This window comes from Chryseobacterium sp. SIMBA_038, assembly GCF_046535115.1.
Lineage (GTDB): Bacteria > Bacteroidota > Bacteroidia > Flavobacteriales > Weeksellaceae > Chryseobacterium.
Genome location: NZ_JAWRXH010000002.1, coordinates 743853 through 759831, shown reverse-complemented (window position 1 = coordinate 759831; position 15979 = coordinate 743853). Strand labels below are relative to the sequence as shown.

The 15979-nt window shown below is 34.1% G+C and carries 16 protein-coding genes and 2 tRNA genes; 13 read left to right on the top strand and 5 right to left on the bottom strand.

The window, feature by feature from the left end:
- Window positions 1-4 precede the first annotated feature (4 nt).
- Window positions 5-304, top strand: a complete 300-nt coding sequence (locus tag SB689_RS09745) for a thioredoxin family protein (RefSeq protein WP_410691921.1) — start codon at window positions 5-7, stop codon at window positions 302-304.
- Between the two features lie 146 nt (window positions 305-450).
- On the opposite strand, the gene SB689_RS09740 is transcribed toward SB689_RS09745, so the two are convergent.
- Window positions 451-1203: a nitrilase-related carbon-nitrogen hydrolase gene (locus tag SB689_RS09740; protein ID WP_410692138.1), complete on the bottom strand. Its 753-nt coding sequence runs from the start codon at window positions 1201-1203 to the stop codon at window positions 451-453.
- Window positions 1204-1306: 103 nt separating this feature from the next.
- Between SB689_RS09740 and SB689_RS09735 the strand changes: the two genes are divergently transcribed.
- From SB689_RS09735 to SB689_RS09705, 7 genes are all read left to right on the top strand, one after another.
- Window positions 1307-1747, top strand: a complete 441-nt coding sequence (locus tag SB689_RS09735; RefSeq protein WP_410691920.1) for a DUF6646 family protein — start codon at window positions 1307-1309, stop codon at window positions 1745-1747.
- A 104-nt stretch (window positions 1748-1851) separates the two neighbouring features.
- Window positions 1852-3207 (top strand): RIP metalloprotease RseP, encoded by a 1356-nt coding sequence (gene rseP / locus SB689_RS09730; protein ID WP_410691919.1) that lies wholly within the window; start codon window positions 1852-1854, stop codon window positions 3205-3207.
- A gap of 81 nt (window positions 3208-3288) precedes the next feature.
- Window positions 3289-3362, top strand: a tRNA-Asn gene (locus SB689_RS09725).
- Between the two features lie 144 nt (window positions 3363-3506).
- The gene (locus tag SB689_RS09720) at window positions 3507-4058 is read left to right on the top strand and encodes a GNAT family N-acetyltransferase (protein WP_410691918.1); all 552 of its coding nucleotides are present in this window, start codon (window positions 3507-3509) and stop codon (window positions 4056-4058) included.
- 259 nt (window positions 4059-4317) lie between these two features.
- Window positions 4318-4391, top strand: a tRNA-Asn gene (locus SB689_RS09715).
- A 207-nt stretch (window positions 4392-4598) separates the two neighbouring features.
- Window positions 4599-6416: a hypothetical protein gene (locus SB689_RS09710; protein ID WP_410691917.1), complete on the top strand. Its 1818-nt coding sequence runs from the start codon at window positions 4599-4601 to the stop codon at window positions 6414-6416.
- Between the two features lie 176 nt (window positions 6417-6592).
- Window positions 6593-9118 carry a DUF5686 family protein gene (locus tag SB689_RS09705; protein WP_410691916.1) on the top strand — a complete coding sequence of 842 codons (2526 nt, stop codon included), beginning with the start codon at window positions 6593-6595 and terminating at the stop codon, window positions 9116-9118.
- 43 nt (window positions 9119-9161) lie between these two features.
- Here SB689_RS09705 and SB689_RS09700 read toward each other — a convergent pair whose 3' ends face one another.
- The 3 genes from SB689_RS09700 to rplU all read right to left on the bottom strand — a co-directional run bounded on the left by SB689_RS09700 (window position 9162) and on the right by rplU (window position 10615).
- The gene (locus tag SB689_RS09700) at window positions 9162-9347 is read right to left on the bottom strand and encodes a bacteriocin-like protein (RefSeq protein ID WP_410691915.1); all 186 of its coding nucleotides are present in this window, start codon (window positions 9345-9347) and stop codon (window positions 9162-9164) included.
- Between the two features lie 422 nt (window positions 9348-9769).
- Entirely contained in the window at window positions 9770-10027 is a 258-nt protein-coding gene (gene rpmA, locus SB689_RS09695; protein WP_034701234.1) for a 50S ribosomal protein L27, read from the bottom strand.
- A gap of 12 nt (window positions 10028-10039) precedes the next feature.
- Window positions 10040-10615, bottom strand: a complete 576-nt coding sequence (rplU, locus tag SB689_RS09690; RefSeq protein ID WP_410691914.1) for a 50S ribosomal protein L21 — start codon at window positions 10613-10615, stop codon at window positions 10040-10042.
- Window positions 10616-10798: 183 nt separating this feature from the next.
- Between rplU and SB689_RS09685 the strand changes: the two genes are divergently transcribed.
- Window positions 10799-11686, top strand: a complete 888-nt coding sequence (locus SB689_RS09685) for a metalloprotease (RefSeq protein WP_410691913.1) — start codon at window positions 10799-10801, stop codon at window positions 11684-11686.
- Between the two features lie 115 nt (window positions 11687-11801).
- Window positions 11802-12893 (top strand): acyltransferase family protein, encoded by a 1092-nt coding sequence (locus SB689_RS09680; protein WP_410691912.1) that lies wholly within the window; start codon window positions 11802-11804, stop codon window positions 12891-12893.
- Between the two features lies 1 nt (window position 12894).
- Here SB689_RS09680 and SB689_RS09675 read toward each other — a convergent pair whose 3' ends face one another.
- Window positions 12895-13137 carry a hypothetical protein gene (locus tag SB689_RS09675; RefSeq protein WP_410691911.1) on the bottom strand — a complete coding sequence of 81 codons (243 nt, stop codon included), beginning with the start codon at window positions 13135-13137 and terminating at the stop codon, window positions 12895-12897.
- Between the two features lie 155 nt (window positions 13138-13292).
- Here SB689_RS09675 and SB689_RS09670 point away from each other — a divergent pair, with 155 nt between their 5' ends.
- The 3 genes from SB689_RS09670 to SB689_RS09660 all read left to right on the top strand — a co-directional run bounded on the left by SB689_RS09670 (window position 13293) and on the right by SB689_RS09660 (window position 15973).
- Entirely contained in the window at window positions 13293-13871 is a 579-nt protein-coding gene (locus SB689_RS09670) for a tRNA-(ms[2]io[6]A)-hydroxylase (protein WP_410691910.1), read from the top strand.
- A gap of 21 nt (window positions 13872-13892) precedes the next feature.
- Window positions 13893-14510 carry a DUF502 domain-containing protein gene (locus SB689_RS09665; protein WP_410691909.1) on the top strand — a complete coding sequence of 206 codons (618 nt, stop codon included), beginning with the start codon at window positions 13893-13895 and terminating at the stop codon, window positions 14508-14510.
- A gap of 86 nt (window positions 14511-14596) precedes the next feature.
- Entirely contained in the window at window positions 14597-15973 is a 1377-nt protein-coding gene (locus tag SB689_RS09660) for a tryptophanase (protein ID WP_410691908.1), read from the top strand.
- The last annotated feature ends 6 nt before the right edge of the window (window positions 15974-15979 follow it).

Sequence of the window (15979 nt, the reverse complement as noted above, 5' to 3'; positions counted from 1 at the left end):
AACTATGTCACAAAAATTTCAAGAACTTATTGAATCCGAAAGACCGGTATTGATAGACTTTTTTGCAACTTGGTGTCAGCCATGTAAAGTTCAGTCTTCGGTTTTAAATACAGTAAAAGAAAATGTTGGCCAGGGAGCCAGAATTATAAAAATAGATGTTGATCAATATCCTGCCATTGCTTCTCAATACGGCGTACGTGGAGTTCCTACTTTAGCGATCTTCAAACAAGGAGAATTACTTTGGAAAGAAAGTGGTGTGCATGATGTGAATACGTTGACTCAACTTTTAAAACAATATGAATAGAACTGTGATTTTTCACAGTTTTTTATTTTAAACCACAGATTTTCACAAATTTACACAGATGTTTGCGCTTTAGTGTTTATTAATTATTTGTCTATTAAAATTATGCCTAAACATCTGTGTAAATCCGTGTAATCTGTGGGAGAAAACTACAATTCAATCGAAAAAGAATCTCTATCATTCAAAAACTGAAAATGTTTTCTGAAATCATTTAATTCATTCATATTTAATTCTGCAGAAACGATATTTCCATTTTTCGTAGCAATTTCTTTTCCGTCTGCAAAAAAGCAATGTGAGCTTTCCTGATAAAAAAGATCATTTCCATCGGTTCCGATTCTATTTAAACCAAAAACAAAAGATAAATTTTCAATAGCACGAGCTTTTAGAAGATGCTCCCAAGCTCCTACTCTTTTTTCCGGCCAGTTGGCAACGTACAAAATTGCATCGTAATCATCATTATTTCTCGCAAAAACAGGAAAACGAAGATCGTAACAAACCTGTAGTAAAAATCTGATTCCTTTATAGTTAACAATCATTCTTTCCTTTCCGGGAGTATAAACTTTATCTTCTCCAGAAAAAGAAAACAGATGTCTTTTATCATAAAAAACAACCTCTGAATCTGGCTGAACAAAATACATTCTGTTATAGAAATTTCCGTTTTCCTCTACAGAAGCGCTTCCACAAAATGCAGCATTCTTTTCTTTTGACAGTTTCTTTAAAAACGCTAAAGATTCTTCATTTCTGTCTGATACTTCAGAAGCATCCATACAAAAACCCGTAGAAAACATTTCCGGCAAAAGAAATAAATCGGCTTCAATATTTTCTAATTCTTTTTCAATCAGTTGAAAATTTTCATCTTTATTTTTCCAGATGATATCTAAATTTAATCCTGCGATCTTCATAAACTTTGTTAAATAACTTCCATAAAAATACGATTTTCCCTTGATTTCGGTTCTATTTTTGATGCGGATATTTTTTAGTAATAACATCGAAAAAGTAAAATTTATGAAGAAATTGGTTTTTATGTTTATGTTAGTATTGGGAGGAGCTTTGGTAAATGCTCAAGCTTACACCGGAAAAGGAGATCAGAAAGTCCAATTGGGATTGAGCGCTTGGGGATACGGAACTGGAGTTACAGGAACTTATGATTATGGTTTAAACAAACTAATTTCAGTCGGAGGAGGTTTGAACGCCTATTTTAGCGGATATAAAGATGATGACAAAGACAACAGAGTTTTTATCTTCGGAAGATTGAATTTTCATCTGCGCGAAGCATTAGATCTACCGGAAAAATTAGACATTTATCCCGGTGTTGATGTAGGAGCTCTTGGAAAAGACTTTGGAATCGGCGCTCACATTGGTGCAAGATACTTTTTCACAGAGAAAATCGGGGTATTTGCAGAAGTAGGAAACAATGGCAGTCTCGGAGTTTCGCTTAATTTGTAGAAAATAGTCTTAATATATGACAAAGCTTCTCGTTTCGGGGAGCTTTTTTATTTGGCATAGTTTTGATAATTGTTACCTTTGCAAATTAAATCTAAATTTTATTAATGGAATTAGCAATCAAGATTTTCCAGTTTATATTAAGCATCTCTATTTTAGTGGTTCTTCATGAGCTTGGACACTTTTTACCCGCAAAATACTTTAAAACCAAGGTAGAAAAATTCTATCTGTTTTTTGATCCATGGTTCTCAATAGCAAAGAAAAAAATCGGTGAAACAGAATACGGTATCGGATGGCTTCCTTTCGGAGGTTATGTGAAAATTGCCGGAATGGTAGACGAAAGCATGGATACCGAGCAATTGAAGCAACCGGCTCAGCCTTGGGAATTCAGAGCAAAACCGGCTTGGCAGAGATTAATCATCATGTTGGGTGGAGTTACGGTAAACTTTTTCTTGGCTTGGTTAATTTATAGCTGTTTATCTCTTTTTAACGGAGAAACATATACTGACCTTACGAAATTTGAAAACGGAGTTGAAGTAACAGAAGCCGGTAGAAAAATGGGCTTCCAAAATGGTGATAAAATCATCAGCATCGACGGAAAACCTAACGAAAGACTAGAAAATGCTTCCATTAACATCCTTTTAGGTGATAATGTTACGGTTTTAAGAGACGGAAAAGAAGTTACTTTCCCTGTAAATACTGAGGGTGTTGCAGAAGTTCTTAAACAAAAAGAAGCAAAACTATACATCAGCCCAAGAATGCCAATGGTTATTGATTCTTTGGCAACTCCATCTTCTAAAGCATCTGGTTTAGCTGTTGGTGATAAAGTTGTTGGAATTAATGGTCAGAAAGTTTCATTCTTTGATCAGGTAAGCTCTATTTTAAGTCAAAATAAAGGAAAAACAATTTCTGTTGATGTTGAAAGAAACGGAGCTGTTCAGACTTTAGCTTCTGTTCCTGTTGATAAAAACGGAAAATTAGGCGTACAAATTGCGACTAAAAATCTTGCTAAATCTATTACAACCAATAAACATTATTCTTTCGGAGAATCTATTCCTAGAGGATTTACAAGAACTATTGAAGCATTAACAATGCAGGTTAAGCAGTTCAAAATCATGTTTAACTCTAAGGTTCAAGGATATAAAAACGTTGGTGGACCAATTGCCATCGTTAAAAACATGCCTGTAAATAAATCTGCTGACGGAAGCATCGGTATTAACTGGCCGGCTTTCTGGAGTTTTACAGCAATGTTCTCTGTTTGGTTAGCATTTCTGAACTTAATTCCTATCCCAGGATTGGATGGTGGGCACGTTATCTTTACTTTATATGAAATTATTGTAGGAAAACCTGTACCTCAAAAAGTTTTAGAGAATGCACAAATGATCGGAGTTATCTTCTTGTTAGGCTTAATGTTACTGATCTTTGGAAGTGATATCTTTAAAGTGTTCACAGGAAAATTATAGAAATATTTAAAATATTTTTAAAAAAAACTTGCATGGTATAAATATCAGTCCTATATTTGCACCACTTAAAAATAAGGACATTCCTCCTTAGCTCAGTTGGTTAGAGCATCTGACTGTTAATCAGAGGGTCCTTGGTTCGAGCCCAAGAGGAGGAGCGAAAGCTAAAAAGAGTTACAAAACATTTTGTAACTCTTTTTTATTGCATATAAACTAAATTTTCTCAATCCTCAATATAGATAAACTCACATCTCTTAATTTTAAAAAGATGACAGAAAATAATATCTTGCAAATAAAAAAATATGAGTTCAATTATCGTAAGACAAGCTGAGCCGAAAGATTATCCCGCCATTATCGAGCTGCAAAACGCCAACACTCCTGACCAATTAACTGAAGAAGAAAAGAAACAAGGCTTCGTAGTTTCCAGCATGACTGAAGAAACATTAGATGGTATTAATAAAAATTTAGGCGTTTTAGTTGCTGTTGAAGATGATCAATTAGCCGGGTTTGTATGTCTTGCAACAACTAATCCCTTACCGGAACATCCTGTTGTAAAAGCGATGTATGAAAGTTTTCCTCATCAAATATTTAATGACAAAAAATTGACAGATTATCGAGTCTTTATCTACGGTCCTGTTTTAATAAATTCTAATTGGAGAGGAAAAGGAATCCTGAAAAAGCTATTTGCCGCCGTGAAAGATTTTACTAAAAATGATTACAATTTGGGAACCGCTTTCATTAATGATAAAAATCCACATTCTCTTGCTGTGCATGTTGATGGTTTAGGAATGACCGCTTTAAAGCCTTTTAATTATAAAGAAGAAACATTTCAATTGGTTGTTTTTTCTGTTTAAACACTAAGAAAATGGATTAGAAAAAAATATTTTTAAGCAAATTTGAAAAATATTTTATTTTTTACTTTTTATCAATTCATCTTTAGATTAAACTTCAAAATACTGAAAAATAGACAGATAAAAACGTCAGCCTTTTTTCATCATTAAAAAAATTAAAAATCATCGAATAAAAATTCAATTTTTCTGCCATAATTTGCTTTGAACACTTGCTTCATATCAATATTCATATTATATTTGCATCACCAAAACAACGGAAAATTCCTCCTTAGCTCAGCTGGTTAGAGCATCTGACTGTTAATCAGAGGGTCCTTGGTTCGAGCCCAAGAGGAGGAGCAAATCCATCAGATTATTCTGATGGATTTTTTTATGTCCAATTTTCTCCATTTCCTTTTTCAAATTTCAATTATTGATTTTCTTTCAATATTTGTTTACATCTATATTTCAATGTTTTATAATGATAATTTATTAAATATTTAAACAAAAACGTCATATTTAATTAATATTTTATCATTAATTTGTGAATAATTAAAAAATAGATTTATGAAAAAACTAATTTTACTAACGTTATTACCTTCTGCTATTTTCGCTCAAGTCGGTATCAATACAAACACCCCAACATCCACTCTAGACATTACCGCAAAAGCCTCAACAGGAACTACAACAAATGTAGACGGAATGTTAATTCCCAGGATAAACCTCCAACGCGCACAGTTAATGTCAGCAGTTCCAACATCCACACTTATTTATGTAAATGATCTCTCTGTAGGAACAGCAGCAGGTATCGCGGCCGATGTTACATCCACTGGTTTTTATTATTTTGACGGTACAAAATGGGTCGCTGCTATAACATCCAATAATAACAATGACTGGCATCTTATAGGGAATACCGGGACAAACCCTGCAAATAACTTCATAGGAACTAGCGATAACCAACCAGTTGTCTTTAAAATAAATAATGCAAATGCTGGAGCACTCGGTACTGCTCCATTTTTTAATACAAGCTTTGGACTAAGTACTTTTGCTTATAATATTACAGGTCCATTCAACGTAGCTTTTGGATTTCAAGCACTTAGGATAAATACGACAGGGAATCGTAATACCGCCATTGGAGTCAGTGCTTTAAATAGTAATATTCTTGGAAACCAAAATACAGCAGTTGGGTATGAATCATTAACAAATTCAACCGCTGGAACAAATACCGGGATAGGTTATTTTGCACTACGTCCTTTAACTACCGGCACCGAAAATATCGGAATAGGCTACCAAGCCGGTCTTGATTCAAACGCAGGAGGAACTGCCGCAGGAATTACTACCGGATCCAGAAACTTAATGCTGGGAATAAATACGGGCGTTCCAAACCAAGCAGCAAATGACCAAATGAATATTGGCAATATTATTTTCGGAACAAATATAAATGGAACCTTAGCTACACCTAAAGGAAATGTCGGTATCGGAATTTCTGATCCAACTACAAGGCTACATGTTGTTGCAACCACAGCAAATGCTAACAGATATAATCTTTTTGATGCCACTTCAGGAACAAATCAATATGGAATACTTACTCTTAGAAACACCTCTCCTTTAGCTACAGGAAATTATTCACTTCTAGGATTTACCAATAGCGGACCTACTTCTGGAGGAGGAAACTGGGCTTTAGGTTCAATTCGTACAGGAGCCACAGCCGTTAATGGTTCTGAAGAAGATTTTTATATTGGAAACTCTACCGGCGGAGCTCTAACCGAGAGATTAAGAATAAAACCAGACACAGGATTTGTAGGAATCGGAACAACTACACCTACAGCAAGAGTAGAAATTGCATCAGGCGCAACCGGAACATCAGGATTAAAATTCACCAACATTAATAATACTACAGCCACTACACAAAACGCTGCAGCTTTAGGAGTAGACGCTACCGGAAATGTTGTTATTCAAAACAATGCTCCATTAACATCTACTTTTAAATCTTTTAGTATTAATGCTAGTTCTGCTGCAAATTCATTAATTACCATTGGGTCATTACAGTTTCAATATCCAGCAACTAGCTGTACAGTAGGCCCAACATATATTCAGGTAAGATCTACAAGCGGAGCTAGTAATATCGGAATTATGCATGCTGCAATGACATCTTCACAAACCCAAGCCAGCAATGCCTTTATAGCAACAGCTCCTTTAACAGCTACTACCGCTTTTACTGATATTACATCACTCCCTTTAAATTGTATACAGGACAGCCACGCACAATTTAATTTCTACTCTTACACAGACAGAACATTTTATAGAGTAAATGTCAACATAGCGGATGGTGACAGCTTAGGTTTTGGAGCCTTAGGATATATTTTTGTGGAGCTTCAGAGATAATTTATTTTAAACTTTATCATTTTAACAAATTAATAACTATAACACCGTCATTTTGATGGTGTTATTTTGTTAACTTTGCGCTTTTGTATTTATTTAAAGAATTTTTTTAAAATTTTACTATTTTATAAATAAACAGCATACTTTTTGTTTATGCTAAATGCTTGAAGAAACAACAAATGTTAATTAATAACTCCAAATATTACTCTTTCTCTTTTTTTCTATTTTTAACCAGCCTCGTCTGTGCTCAAAACTCAGCAAACGGCAAAATTTTAGATTCGAAAACAAATAAGGAAATCAGCGGTGTAGATGTTTTCATAAACGATAACAACAAACCGGCTTTAACTACGACGACAGGAAATTTCAGTGTTCAATCGGACAGTATTATTTACAAATTAAAATTTCTAAGAAAAAATTATGCCTTAGAAAACATAACTGTTACACCCGAAAATGCTAACAATCTTTTCGTAAAATTATCTCAGGAAAAAGTAGAAAGTATCCAAGAGGTTGTTATTCATAACGAAAAGCCAAAATACAAGAATAAAAAGGAAAATCCGGCTTACGCGATCATGCAGGAAGTCTGGAAAAGAAAAAGAAACAACGGATTAGATAAATTCGATACTTATACTTATAAAGAATACGAAAAAATTCAGTTTGATGCCAACAATCTGGATAGTGCTTTTATGAGTAAAAAAATCTTCAATAAACTAGATTTTATATTCGATTATGCAGATTCTACGGCGAGCGGAAAAATAGGGCTTCCCATTTTCTTAAATGAATCTATTTATGAAAACTTTGGAAAAAACAAACCCGATAAAAGAACAAAAAGGCTATTGGTTGCTCAAAAAACTTCCGGTTTTCAGGATAATCAGGTAATTACTATTACGGCAAAAAATCTTTATCGTGACATTAATATTTACGATAATACAATTAATTATTTTGATATAGGGTTCCCGAGTCCGGTTGGAGAAACCGGCTTTAGCACTTATGATTACAATTTAGTCGATACGATCTCAATCCGTGGAGAGAATGCCTACAAAATAAGATATTTACCCAAAAGAACCGAGGTTTTAGCTTTCCAAGGCTATCTTTATATAGATACAGACAGTTATGCCGTTTTGGGAGCAACCTTAAAATCGACTCAAAAAATAAATGTCAATTTCATCAACTCAATTTCAACCGAACTTGAATATGATAATCCTGACGAAAACACCTTTTTACCTAAAAAATTCGTTACAGAAATCGAATTGACACCTTTCGCCAAGAAAAAAACATCAAAAAGTATCATTGCAAAACGATCCGTGGATTATTCAAATTATGAATTTAATAAGCCTTTAGAAGATAAAGTTTTTGTTCGAAGAGAAGAAGAATATGAAAATAATTTCGTTGATAAAGACGATGCTTACTGGGTAAAAGCCAGACCGGATTCTTTGTCTAAAAGTGAACAGGGCGTTTACGAAATGCTTGATAAACTTCAGCAGACACCAAAATTCAACAGAATTGTAAAGATTTATGAAACATTAGCTTCCGGATATTACAATGCATTTAAAGGAATAGATATCGGACCGATATTTTCAATTTACGGAAAAAATGAGGTTGAAGGAGATAGAATAAGATTGGGTGCAAGAACCTATTTTGGGCAAAATGATCCGTGGAGAATTCAGTTTTACACCGCTTACGGTTTTAAAGATCAGCAGGTTAAATATGGTGTTGAAGGTAGATATATGTTCAACAGAGTCAACAGATTTATGATCGGAGGAGGAAACCGAAGAGATATCCTGCAGCTTGGCGTACAATTAACAACTGATGACGGCATTATGGCTCGTTCATTTGCTTCATCAACCGTTTTTGCGAGAGGTGAAAACGCTTCATTAAGTTCATTAAATCAAACCAATATATTCACATCTATCGAACCTTGGAAAAACTTCCAGATTCGTGTTGATGGAACCATGCAGAGCATTAAATCTGCCAATCCGGACGGATTTAATCTAATGTATTACAGAAATGGAGATCTAAGAAAAACGGTAAATGATTCTCACGTTACTATTAGTTTGATCGCAAGACCGGGAGCGAAATTCTCTCAAACCGGTGTCGACAGATACGAACACGGGACTTTAGCGCCAACAATCGTTTTAAAATATACGAGAGGTATCGAAGGATTGTTTAATGCAGATTTCAACTATAATAAGCTTCAATTTATGTTTTACAAGCCAGTTTTGATTGGAAGTTGGGGTAAAACATTAATTAATTTTGAAGCAGGTAAAAATTTCGACACTGTTCCGTTGGCTTTACAGAATGTTATTCCGGGGAACCAGTCTTACAGTTTAGTTGGAAATACTTTTGCACAGCTTAATTATTATGAATTTGTTGCAGATACGTATACAACATTACATTTGGAACATCATTTTAATGGAAAAATACTTTCTTACATTCCTTTAATTAAGAAATTGAAATTGAGAGAAGTAGCTTTCATCAGAGGAGCTTACGGAACTTTAAGTGATGCTTCAAAATCTATTAATGTTGAAGGTTTCAAATATTCTGCTCCGAGCGAACATGTTTATTACGAATACGGTTTCGGAATCGAGAACATCGGTTTTGGAAACTTAAGAATTTTCAGAGTAGATTTCAACTGGCGAGGGAATTACCTTGACCGACCGGATATTTCCAAATTTGGAATCAAAGCAGGATTCCAAGTTGGGTTTTAAAATACAAACTCCTTGTTCATTGAGCAAGGAGTTTTTTATTTCATTAAGATTCTGCCGGATAATCTTTACAGCTGTTACAATGAGCTACAATGTAAACCACATTACAAGGCGGTCTCTGCCCTTCCGGAATTTTACAGTACACATCACACGGTAAACAATCTTTTACCGGAAGCGCTCCTCCCATTACATTTTTAAGTTCTTCTCTGTTGATTTTCTTTAAATTTTTCATAATAATTAATATTTAGTTTGATGATTTAATTAAACATTGGAAATTTAAGAAAATTATTCTTTACATCATTGACTAAAAAAACATTAGAAATAATCCGGAAAACTTGTATCTGGATTCTTACAGAATGACAAATTTTGCGATTTTTACAAATGGTTTAAAGAAACGACCACGACCCTAGCCCTGATTGGAGCATTTGTTTGAGCTCATTTTTCTCAGGTTTCGGCTGCGGCGGCAAAGCCGCCGCAGCCGAAACCTGAGAAAAATAGCGAGTGCGGAAAGCAGGAAAAAGCTTCAAATAAATAACTTTTTGATATAACCAATTTATTTCTTAAAATAAAATTCAACGAATTCAAAAAAAACTCCAAACAAAAAAAATCCCCGACCAAAGCCGAGGATTACATTTTTATAGAACGCTTAAATAATTATGCGTTTGGTTCTACAGATACGAAAGATCTGTTGTTTGCTTTCTTTCTGAAAACTACTTTACCGTCTACTAGAGCAAACAAAGTGTGGTCTTTACCCATTCCCACGTTAGTACCTGGGTGGTGTTGTGTACCTCTTTGTCTGATAATAATGTTTCCGGCAATAGCTTCTTGTCCTCCGAAGATCTTCACACCTAATCTTTTAGAGTGAGATTCTCTACCGTTCTTGGAACTACCGACTCCTTTCTTGTGTGCCATTTTATTACAGTATTATTTATTAAGTGCTTTAAATTGATCAATGTTCTTAACGATAGCAGCATCTACTTCTTCGTGAGTAAGAACAGTTTTCTCTAATTCAACTTTAACTGCTTTACCTAAAGTAATTAAAGTTTCTCTGTTTTCTTTAGACTGAGACAAGTTGTTTTTCTTCAAGTGATAGTTCAACTCGTGATCTTCACCAAAGTTAACAGTTGCGTTGTCTGAAAGAACTTCAGCTTTCACAGTTTCTTTTTTTGCAGCTTTCTTTGGTGCTCCTTCAAAACCAGTGATACCAGTGATTTGAATTTGAGTTAAAGATTGTCTGTGACCATTTTTAACTTGGTAACCTTTTCTTCTTTTCTTTTTGAAAACGATTACTTTATCAGCTTTTACATGATCTAAAATTTCAGCATCTACTACGATACCGCTTACAGCTGGGGCGCCAACAGTGATTGAACCGTTTACAGTAAGAAGAATCTTATCGAAAGATACTTTATCTCCTTTTTCTCCTTTCAAACGGTTTACAAACAACTTCTGGTCTTGCTCAACTTTGTATTGAAGCCCTGCTATTTCTACAATTGCAAACATTGTTTATAAATTTTTAGTTAATTCGAGGTGCAAATATAAGAATTAATTTTCAATTACCTTATAATCAAATCAATATTTTTTACACGACATACATATCACTATGCGTTGAATAATTTTTAACACTAAATCGCTCGTTCATAACAGATTATTTTATACCTTCGTTTTCACCAAAAAATATTTAATATGAAAATGAACTTTAATTTCTGCTTACTAGCAGGAGCCATTGCTGCATTCTCACTGACAGCATGTAACGACAACAAAATGGAAGACAGCGTTCTTCCGGAATCTCAAACTGAAACTTCAAAGATAGAGCAACCCGGAGATCTGCAAAAGCAGTGTTCTTATGTTGATCAATACTGGAGCTCAAATGCAGTTTTAAAAACGACTCTTAAAACGACGACTGACACCAATTTCATGAATGCTCAAATGACCAAGATCATCAGTCTTTGGGGTGGAACGAGCTTAACTTTCAGATTTGTGGACGATGCATCAAACCCAAATTCAACGTACAATGCAATTTCGTATTCAAATGGTAAAATCTATTATGGATATGCCATTTATTATGATGCAAAAGCAAAAGGCGGAGATATTGTAAATGCGATGATTCTTGCTCACGAGTATGGACATCAACTTCAGTATCGCTACAATTTACCTTCTGTAAGTGAATCTACAGCAAGACCAAATGAATTGGAAGCGGATGGTTTCGCAGGATATTATTTGAGAAGACCGAACGGTTACAATCAAACAACATTTGCGCAAATTGCAGCAGCTTATGAGTTTGCTCAAAGCATTGGAGATTATCAAACAACAAGTGCGGGACACCACGGAACTCCACCACAGAGAAGATCTGCAGTTCGTTTAGGTTTCCTTTTAGGACAGTATGATCTTTCTGCTGCCGATTTCGATTATAACTTCTTCTATTATTATCAAGGAGTTTTAAATGGAACTTACAAACAGGCAAAAAACACCAGAAATCCAGAACTTGATGCTTATATGAGTCAATATATCGACGAGTTAAGAAAAATTCAGACTGGAGAAATTTCTGCTGAAGAATTCAAAGATCTTAAGTAATCATTCATTTTTAACATATTTAAGAAAGGAGGTAAACGATTCGCTTTACCTCTTTTTTATTTATTTGAAATAATTCCTAAACTTTATTTACTTTTGAACTTTATCATCCATAATAATGAACAGAGATCTCTACATTGATTTTGCAAAAGGACTGGCAACGCTTTCCATTATATTTATCCATACCGCTTTTTGGTCAGGACAATTTTATATTCCGGTCGAGGTTAGAGTATTTTCTTTGGTTTTTGATGTTGCTTTATTCTACGCTTTAAGTGGAATCACCTCAGGTTCAAATATTGAGAAAACTTTTTATAGATTATTAAAATTGCAGATCACTTACATGATCTTCGTAACATTTTTATTCTTTTTGGATTACTTTTTTAAAGTTTTTGGACTAAGTTTTTTCTCTTTGGAATGGTTACAGAAATTTTATTCAACATTTGGATCAAAATATGCTATGACAAGTATTTCTACAGTTCCACAATGGCAAAATCTCGGAAATTGGTATCTTCATCAATACACAAATGCAGACACTTTTCCTGTTGTGATGGGAAGTTTTTGGTATTTAAAAGTGTATTTTATCCTTACCGTTTTTGGAGTTTTAATTTTAAAATTCTTTCCAAAACACATCAATTGGTTTATCGGAATTTGTATTGCTTTAACTTTACTCTTCAATATTTTCCCATCGTTTTATCCTACAGGACAAGTTGGTTATGTAGCTTTTTATATGGCTATTTTCTTAATTGCCAACAGAATGCGCGGTAAAAAAATTCCAACCAAGATGATTCCCGTTCTTTACGGAATTGTTGCAGTAGCAATAGCCTGGATGTTCTGGTATTATGGAAGTGAAATTTTTTATAAAATCAATAAAAATAAATTTCCTCCAAAGATTCCTTATATAATATGGTCTCTATTTTCGTTGACAACCCTATTCGTTTTTTACAACAGATTAAAAATTACGAAAGAAAATTTTGTAACCTACATCGGTAAAAATGCTATCTTTTTCTATTTCGCTCAAGGATTAAGTTCATCTCTAGTCTATTTTCTTGTTGTTCCATTGAAAGAAAATATGCCTTGGTGGATTTTAATGGTATTAATTTATATTATTAATATTATTCTGGCATTTATTATTTCATCAGGATTGAAGAAGGTTGACAGTTTTGGCTGGAATATTTTAGAGATTTTAAGAAGAAAAACTGAAATTAAATAAATTAATCTCCTTTTCTTCCTCCTCTTACCAAAAGAGCAACAATAATAATTAAAACAACCGCTCCAATAATAAGATAAGTAGGCTCAGCGTACCATTCTGTTGTAGTTGTCGTTTTGGTTTCATTTGTGCTTACAGCTGTTTTTGCAGAATTTTCCTGAGCAAAAGCAAAACAAGAAAAGCCAAATGTCAAAATAAGAGAAAGAAATCCGTTTAATTTGTTTTTGAAAATTGTAATTGTTTCCATGATAGTTTAAATTTTTAATTATATTCTAGTAATATCAAATAGAATACCATGAAATTTAAACGGATTAATTAAAAACATAAAAATTATAAAATCAAGGGCATAATAAAACTTCTTAGTTATCGCAATTTATTTTAATTTTACAAAAAATTTATACAATGTTTAAGTTAAAACTTCTTACCGACCCAAGATGGGCTAATATTGCAGAAGGAAATCTCGGAGAAATTTTGACGGATCACGCTTGGTGCGAGCAGAAAGCTACAACAAACGCTATAAGTTTGATCAATATGCTTCCTGAACATCCGGAAATTGTAACAGAACTTATTGCTATCGCTCAGGAAGAGCTTGACCATTTTAGTCAGGTTCACGAGATCATTAAGAAAAGAGGATTTGTTTTCGGGAAAGCAAGAAAAGATGATTATGTAAATGAATTGGCTAAATTTGTCGTTCAGGGAACAAGAGAAGATCTAATTGTTGATAAATTACTTTTCGCGGCCATGATTGAAGCGAGAAGTTGTGAACGTTTTAAAGTGCTTACAGAAAACATTAAAGATGAAGAACTTGTCGTTTTCTACAGAGAATTAATGATCTCAGAAGCAAATCATTACACGACTTTCATCGGTTTCGCAAGACAGTTGGGAGATCCTGAAAAAGTAAACAAACGTTGGGAAGAATGGCTGGAATATGAAGCCAATATCATCAAATCATACGGAAACAAAGAAACAATACACGGTTAAAATAAATACAGTAAACAAACGTTGAAAAAATTAACTTTCGAAAATATCACTAATTTCTTTCTGAAAAATTTCTTTCAGGGATTGGTGATTATTGGCCCAATCGGACTTACCATTTTTGTCATTTGGTATGTTGTCACGTCTGTTGACAATATCATTCCGTCGGTTGCCAAAGAAATTCCGGGGTTGGTTTTTATTTCAACGATTTTAATTACTGCTCTTCTAGGGTTTTTAGGAAATAAATTCGTTGTCGGAAAATTCTTTTTCGATTTAGTGGATCGTTTACTTGAAAAGACTCCGGGAGTAAAGCATATTTACACACCAACCAAAGACGTAATGTCTTCATTTGTAGGAGACAAGAAAAAATTTAATGATCCTGTTTGGGTAAAAACCAATGAAAACCCAGAGATCTGGAGAATCGGATTTTTAACACAAAAAGAAATGGAAGATGTAGACAAGCACAATTATGTTGCTGTTTATCTTCCTCATTCTTACGCTATTTCGGGTTGGGTAATTGTAACTGAAGAAAAAAACATCAAACCTGTAGTGGGAATGACCGCAGCTTCGGCAATGAAATTTGCTGTAAGTGGTGGTGTAGCAGGCTTCCATTCAGACGATAATATTTTTAAGGCACCGGAATAATTCTTTTATTCCATTTAAAAATACTTGATGAATTTGAATTTATTTCAAACAAAATTTTCGTTACAAACAATCTAATATAAAATATCATGAATTTACCGTACGCGGAACCTTTCCGCATTAAGATGATTGAAGAAATCCGTCAATCAACCAGAGAAGAAAGAGAGCAGTGGCTTAAAGATGCTAACTATAATTTATTTAATCTAAAATCTTCGCAGGTTTATATTGATCTTTTAACAGATTCAGGAACCGGAGCAATGTCTGACAGACAATGGGGTGCATTGATGACTGGAGACGAAAGCTACGCAGGTTCTCGTTCATTCGAACAATTACACCAAACTGTACAGGATATCACAGGTTTCAAATATCTTTTACCTACGCACCAAGGAAGAGCTGCTGAGAACGTTTTATTTTCAGTATTAGTAAAAGATGGTGATGTAGTTCCAGGAAACTCTCATTTTGACACAACAAAAGGTCACATCGAATTAAGAAAAGCACACGCAATCGACTGTACGATTGATGAAGCATTTGATATTAATAATTTACATCCATTCAAAGGAAATATCAATCTTGAAAAACTGGAAGAAGTTTATAAAAGTCATCCAAAAGAAAAGATTCCTTTCTGTTTAATCACGATTACATGTAACTCTTCAGGGGGGCAGCCTGTTTCTCTTGAAAACATGAAAGCAGTAAGAGAACTTTCTAATCAATATGGAATTCCTGTTTTCTTCGACTCAGCAAGATTTGCAGAAAATGCTTATTTCATCAAAAAAAGAGAGAAAGGACAAGAAAACAGAACTATTAAAGATATCTGTAAAGAAGTTTTCTCTTACGGAGACGGAATGACGATGAGTTCAAAAAAGGACGGATTGGTAAACATCGGAGGATTCATTGCTTTAAATAACGAAGAAGTTTTCAGAAAAGCATCTAGTTTTACCATTATCTACGAAGGTTTCATCACTTACGGTGGTATGGCAGGAAGAGACATGGCAGCTTTAGCAGTTGGTCTTGATGAAGCTACAGAATTTGCTTATTTGGAAGGCAGAATTTCTCAAGTTGAATATCTTGGTCATAAATTAATTGAATACGGAATTCCTGTTCAGAAGCCAATCGGTGGACACGCAGTTTTTATTGATTCATTAAATTTCTTACCTAATGTTGACCGTTCAGAATTCCCAGCACAGACCTTAGGACTTGAGATCTATAAAGAAGCCGGAATCAGAACTGTGGAAATCGGAACTTTATTGGCAGACAGAGATCCTGAAACAAGAGAAAACCGTTATCCTAAGTTGGAATTGGTTCGTTTAGCGATTCCTAGAAGAACTTATACAAACAATCACATGGATTATATTGCTGCTGCAATTAAAAACGTTTACGAAAGACGTGATGAAATTGCAAAAGGTTACAAAATAACATGGGAACCAGAACTTCTGAGACATTTCACAGTGCAATTAGAAGAAGCATAAAAATTT

What these genes read in the sequence shown, in the direction of transcription:
- SB689_RS09745 (WP_410691921.1), top strand. Translation starts at nt 5, where the DNA reads ATGTCACAAAAATTTCAAGAACTTATTGAATCCGAAAGACCGGTATTG.
- SB689_RS09740 (WP_410692138.1), bottom strand. Translation starts at nt 1,203, where the DNA reads ATGAAGATCGCAGGATTAAATTTAGATATCATCTGGAAAAATAAAGAT.
- SB689_RS09735 (WP_410691920.1), top strand. Translation starts at nt 1,307, where the DNA reads ATGAAGAAATTGGTTTTTATGTTTATGTTAGTATTGGGAGGAGCTTTG.
- rseP (WP_410691919.1), top strand. Translation starts at nt 1,852, where the DNA reads ATGGAATTAGCAATCAAGATTTTCCAGTTTATATTAAGCATCTCTATT.
- SB689_RS09720 (WP_410691918.1), top strand. Translation starts at nt 3,507, where the DNA reads ATGAGTTCAATTATCGTAAGACAAGCTGAGCCGAAAGATTATCCCGCC.
- SB689_RS09710 (WP_410691917.1), top strand. Translation starts at nt 4,599, where the DNA reads ATGAAAAAACTAATTTTACTAACGTTATTACCTTCTGCTATTTTCGCT.
- SB689_RS09705 (WP_410691916.1), top strand. Translation starts at nt 6,593, where the DNA reads ATGTTAATTAATAACTCCAAATATTACTCTTTCTCTTTTTTTCTATTT.
- SB689_RS09700 (WP_410691915.1), bottom strand. Translation starts at nt 9,347, where the DNA reads ATGAAAAATTTAAAGAAAATCAACAGAGAAGAACTTAAAAATGTAATG.
- rpmA (WP_034701234.1), bottom strand. Translation starts at nt 10,027, where the DNA reads ATGGCACACAAGAAAGGAGTCGGTAGTTCCAAGAACGGTAGAGAATCT.
- rplU (WP_410691914.1), bottom strand. Translation starts at nt 10,615, where the DNA reads ATGTTTGCAATTGTAGAAATAGCAGGGCTTCAATACAAAGTTGAGCAA.
- SB689_RS09685 (WP_410691913.1), top strand. Translation starts at nt 10,799, where the DNA reads ATGAAAATGAACTTTAATTTCTGCTTACTAGCAGGAGCCATTGCTGCA.
- SB689_RS09680 (WP_410691912.1), top strand. Translation starts at nt 11,802, where the DNA reads ATGAACAGAGATCTCTACATTGATTTTGCAAAAGGACTGGCAACGCTT.
- SB689_RS09675 (WP_410691911.1), bottom strand. Translation starts at nt 13,137, where the DNA reads ATGGAAACAATTACAATTTTCAAAAACAAATTAAACGGATTTCTTTCT.
- SB689_RS09670 (WP_410691910.1), top strand. Translation starts at nt 13,293, where the DNA reads ATGTTTAAGTTAAAACTTCTTACCGACCCAAGATGGGCTAATATTGCA.
- SB689_RS09660 (WP_410691908.1), top strand. Translation starts at nt 14,597, where the DNA reads ATGAATTTACCGTACGCGGAACCTTTCCGCATTAAGATGATTGAAGAA.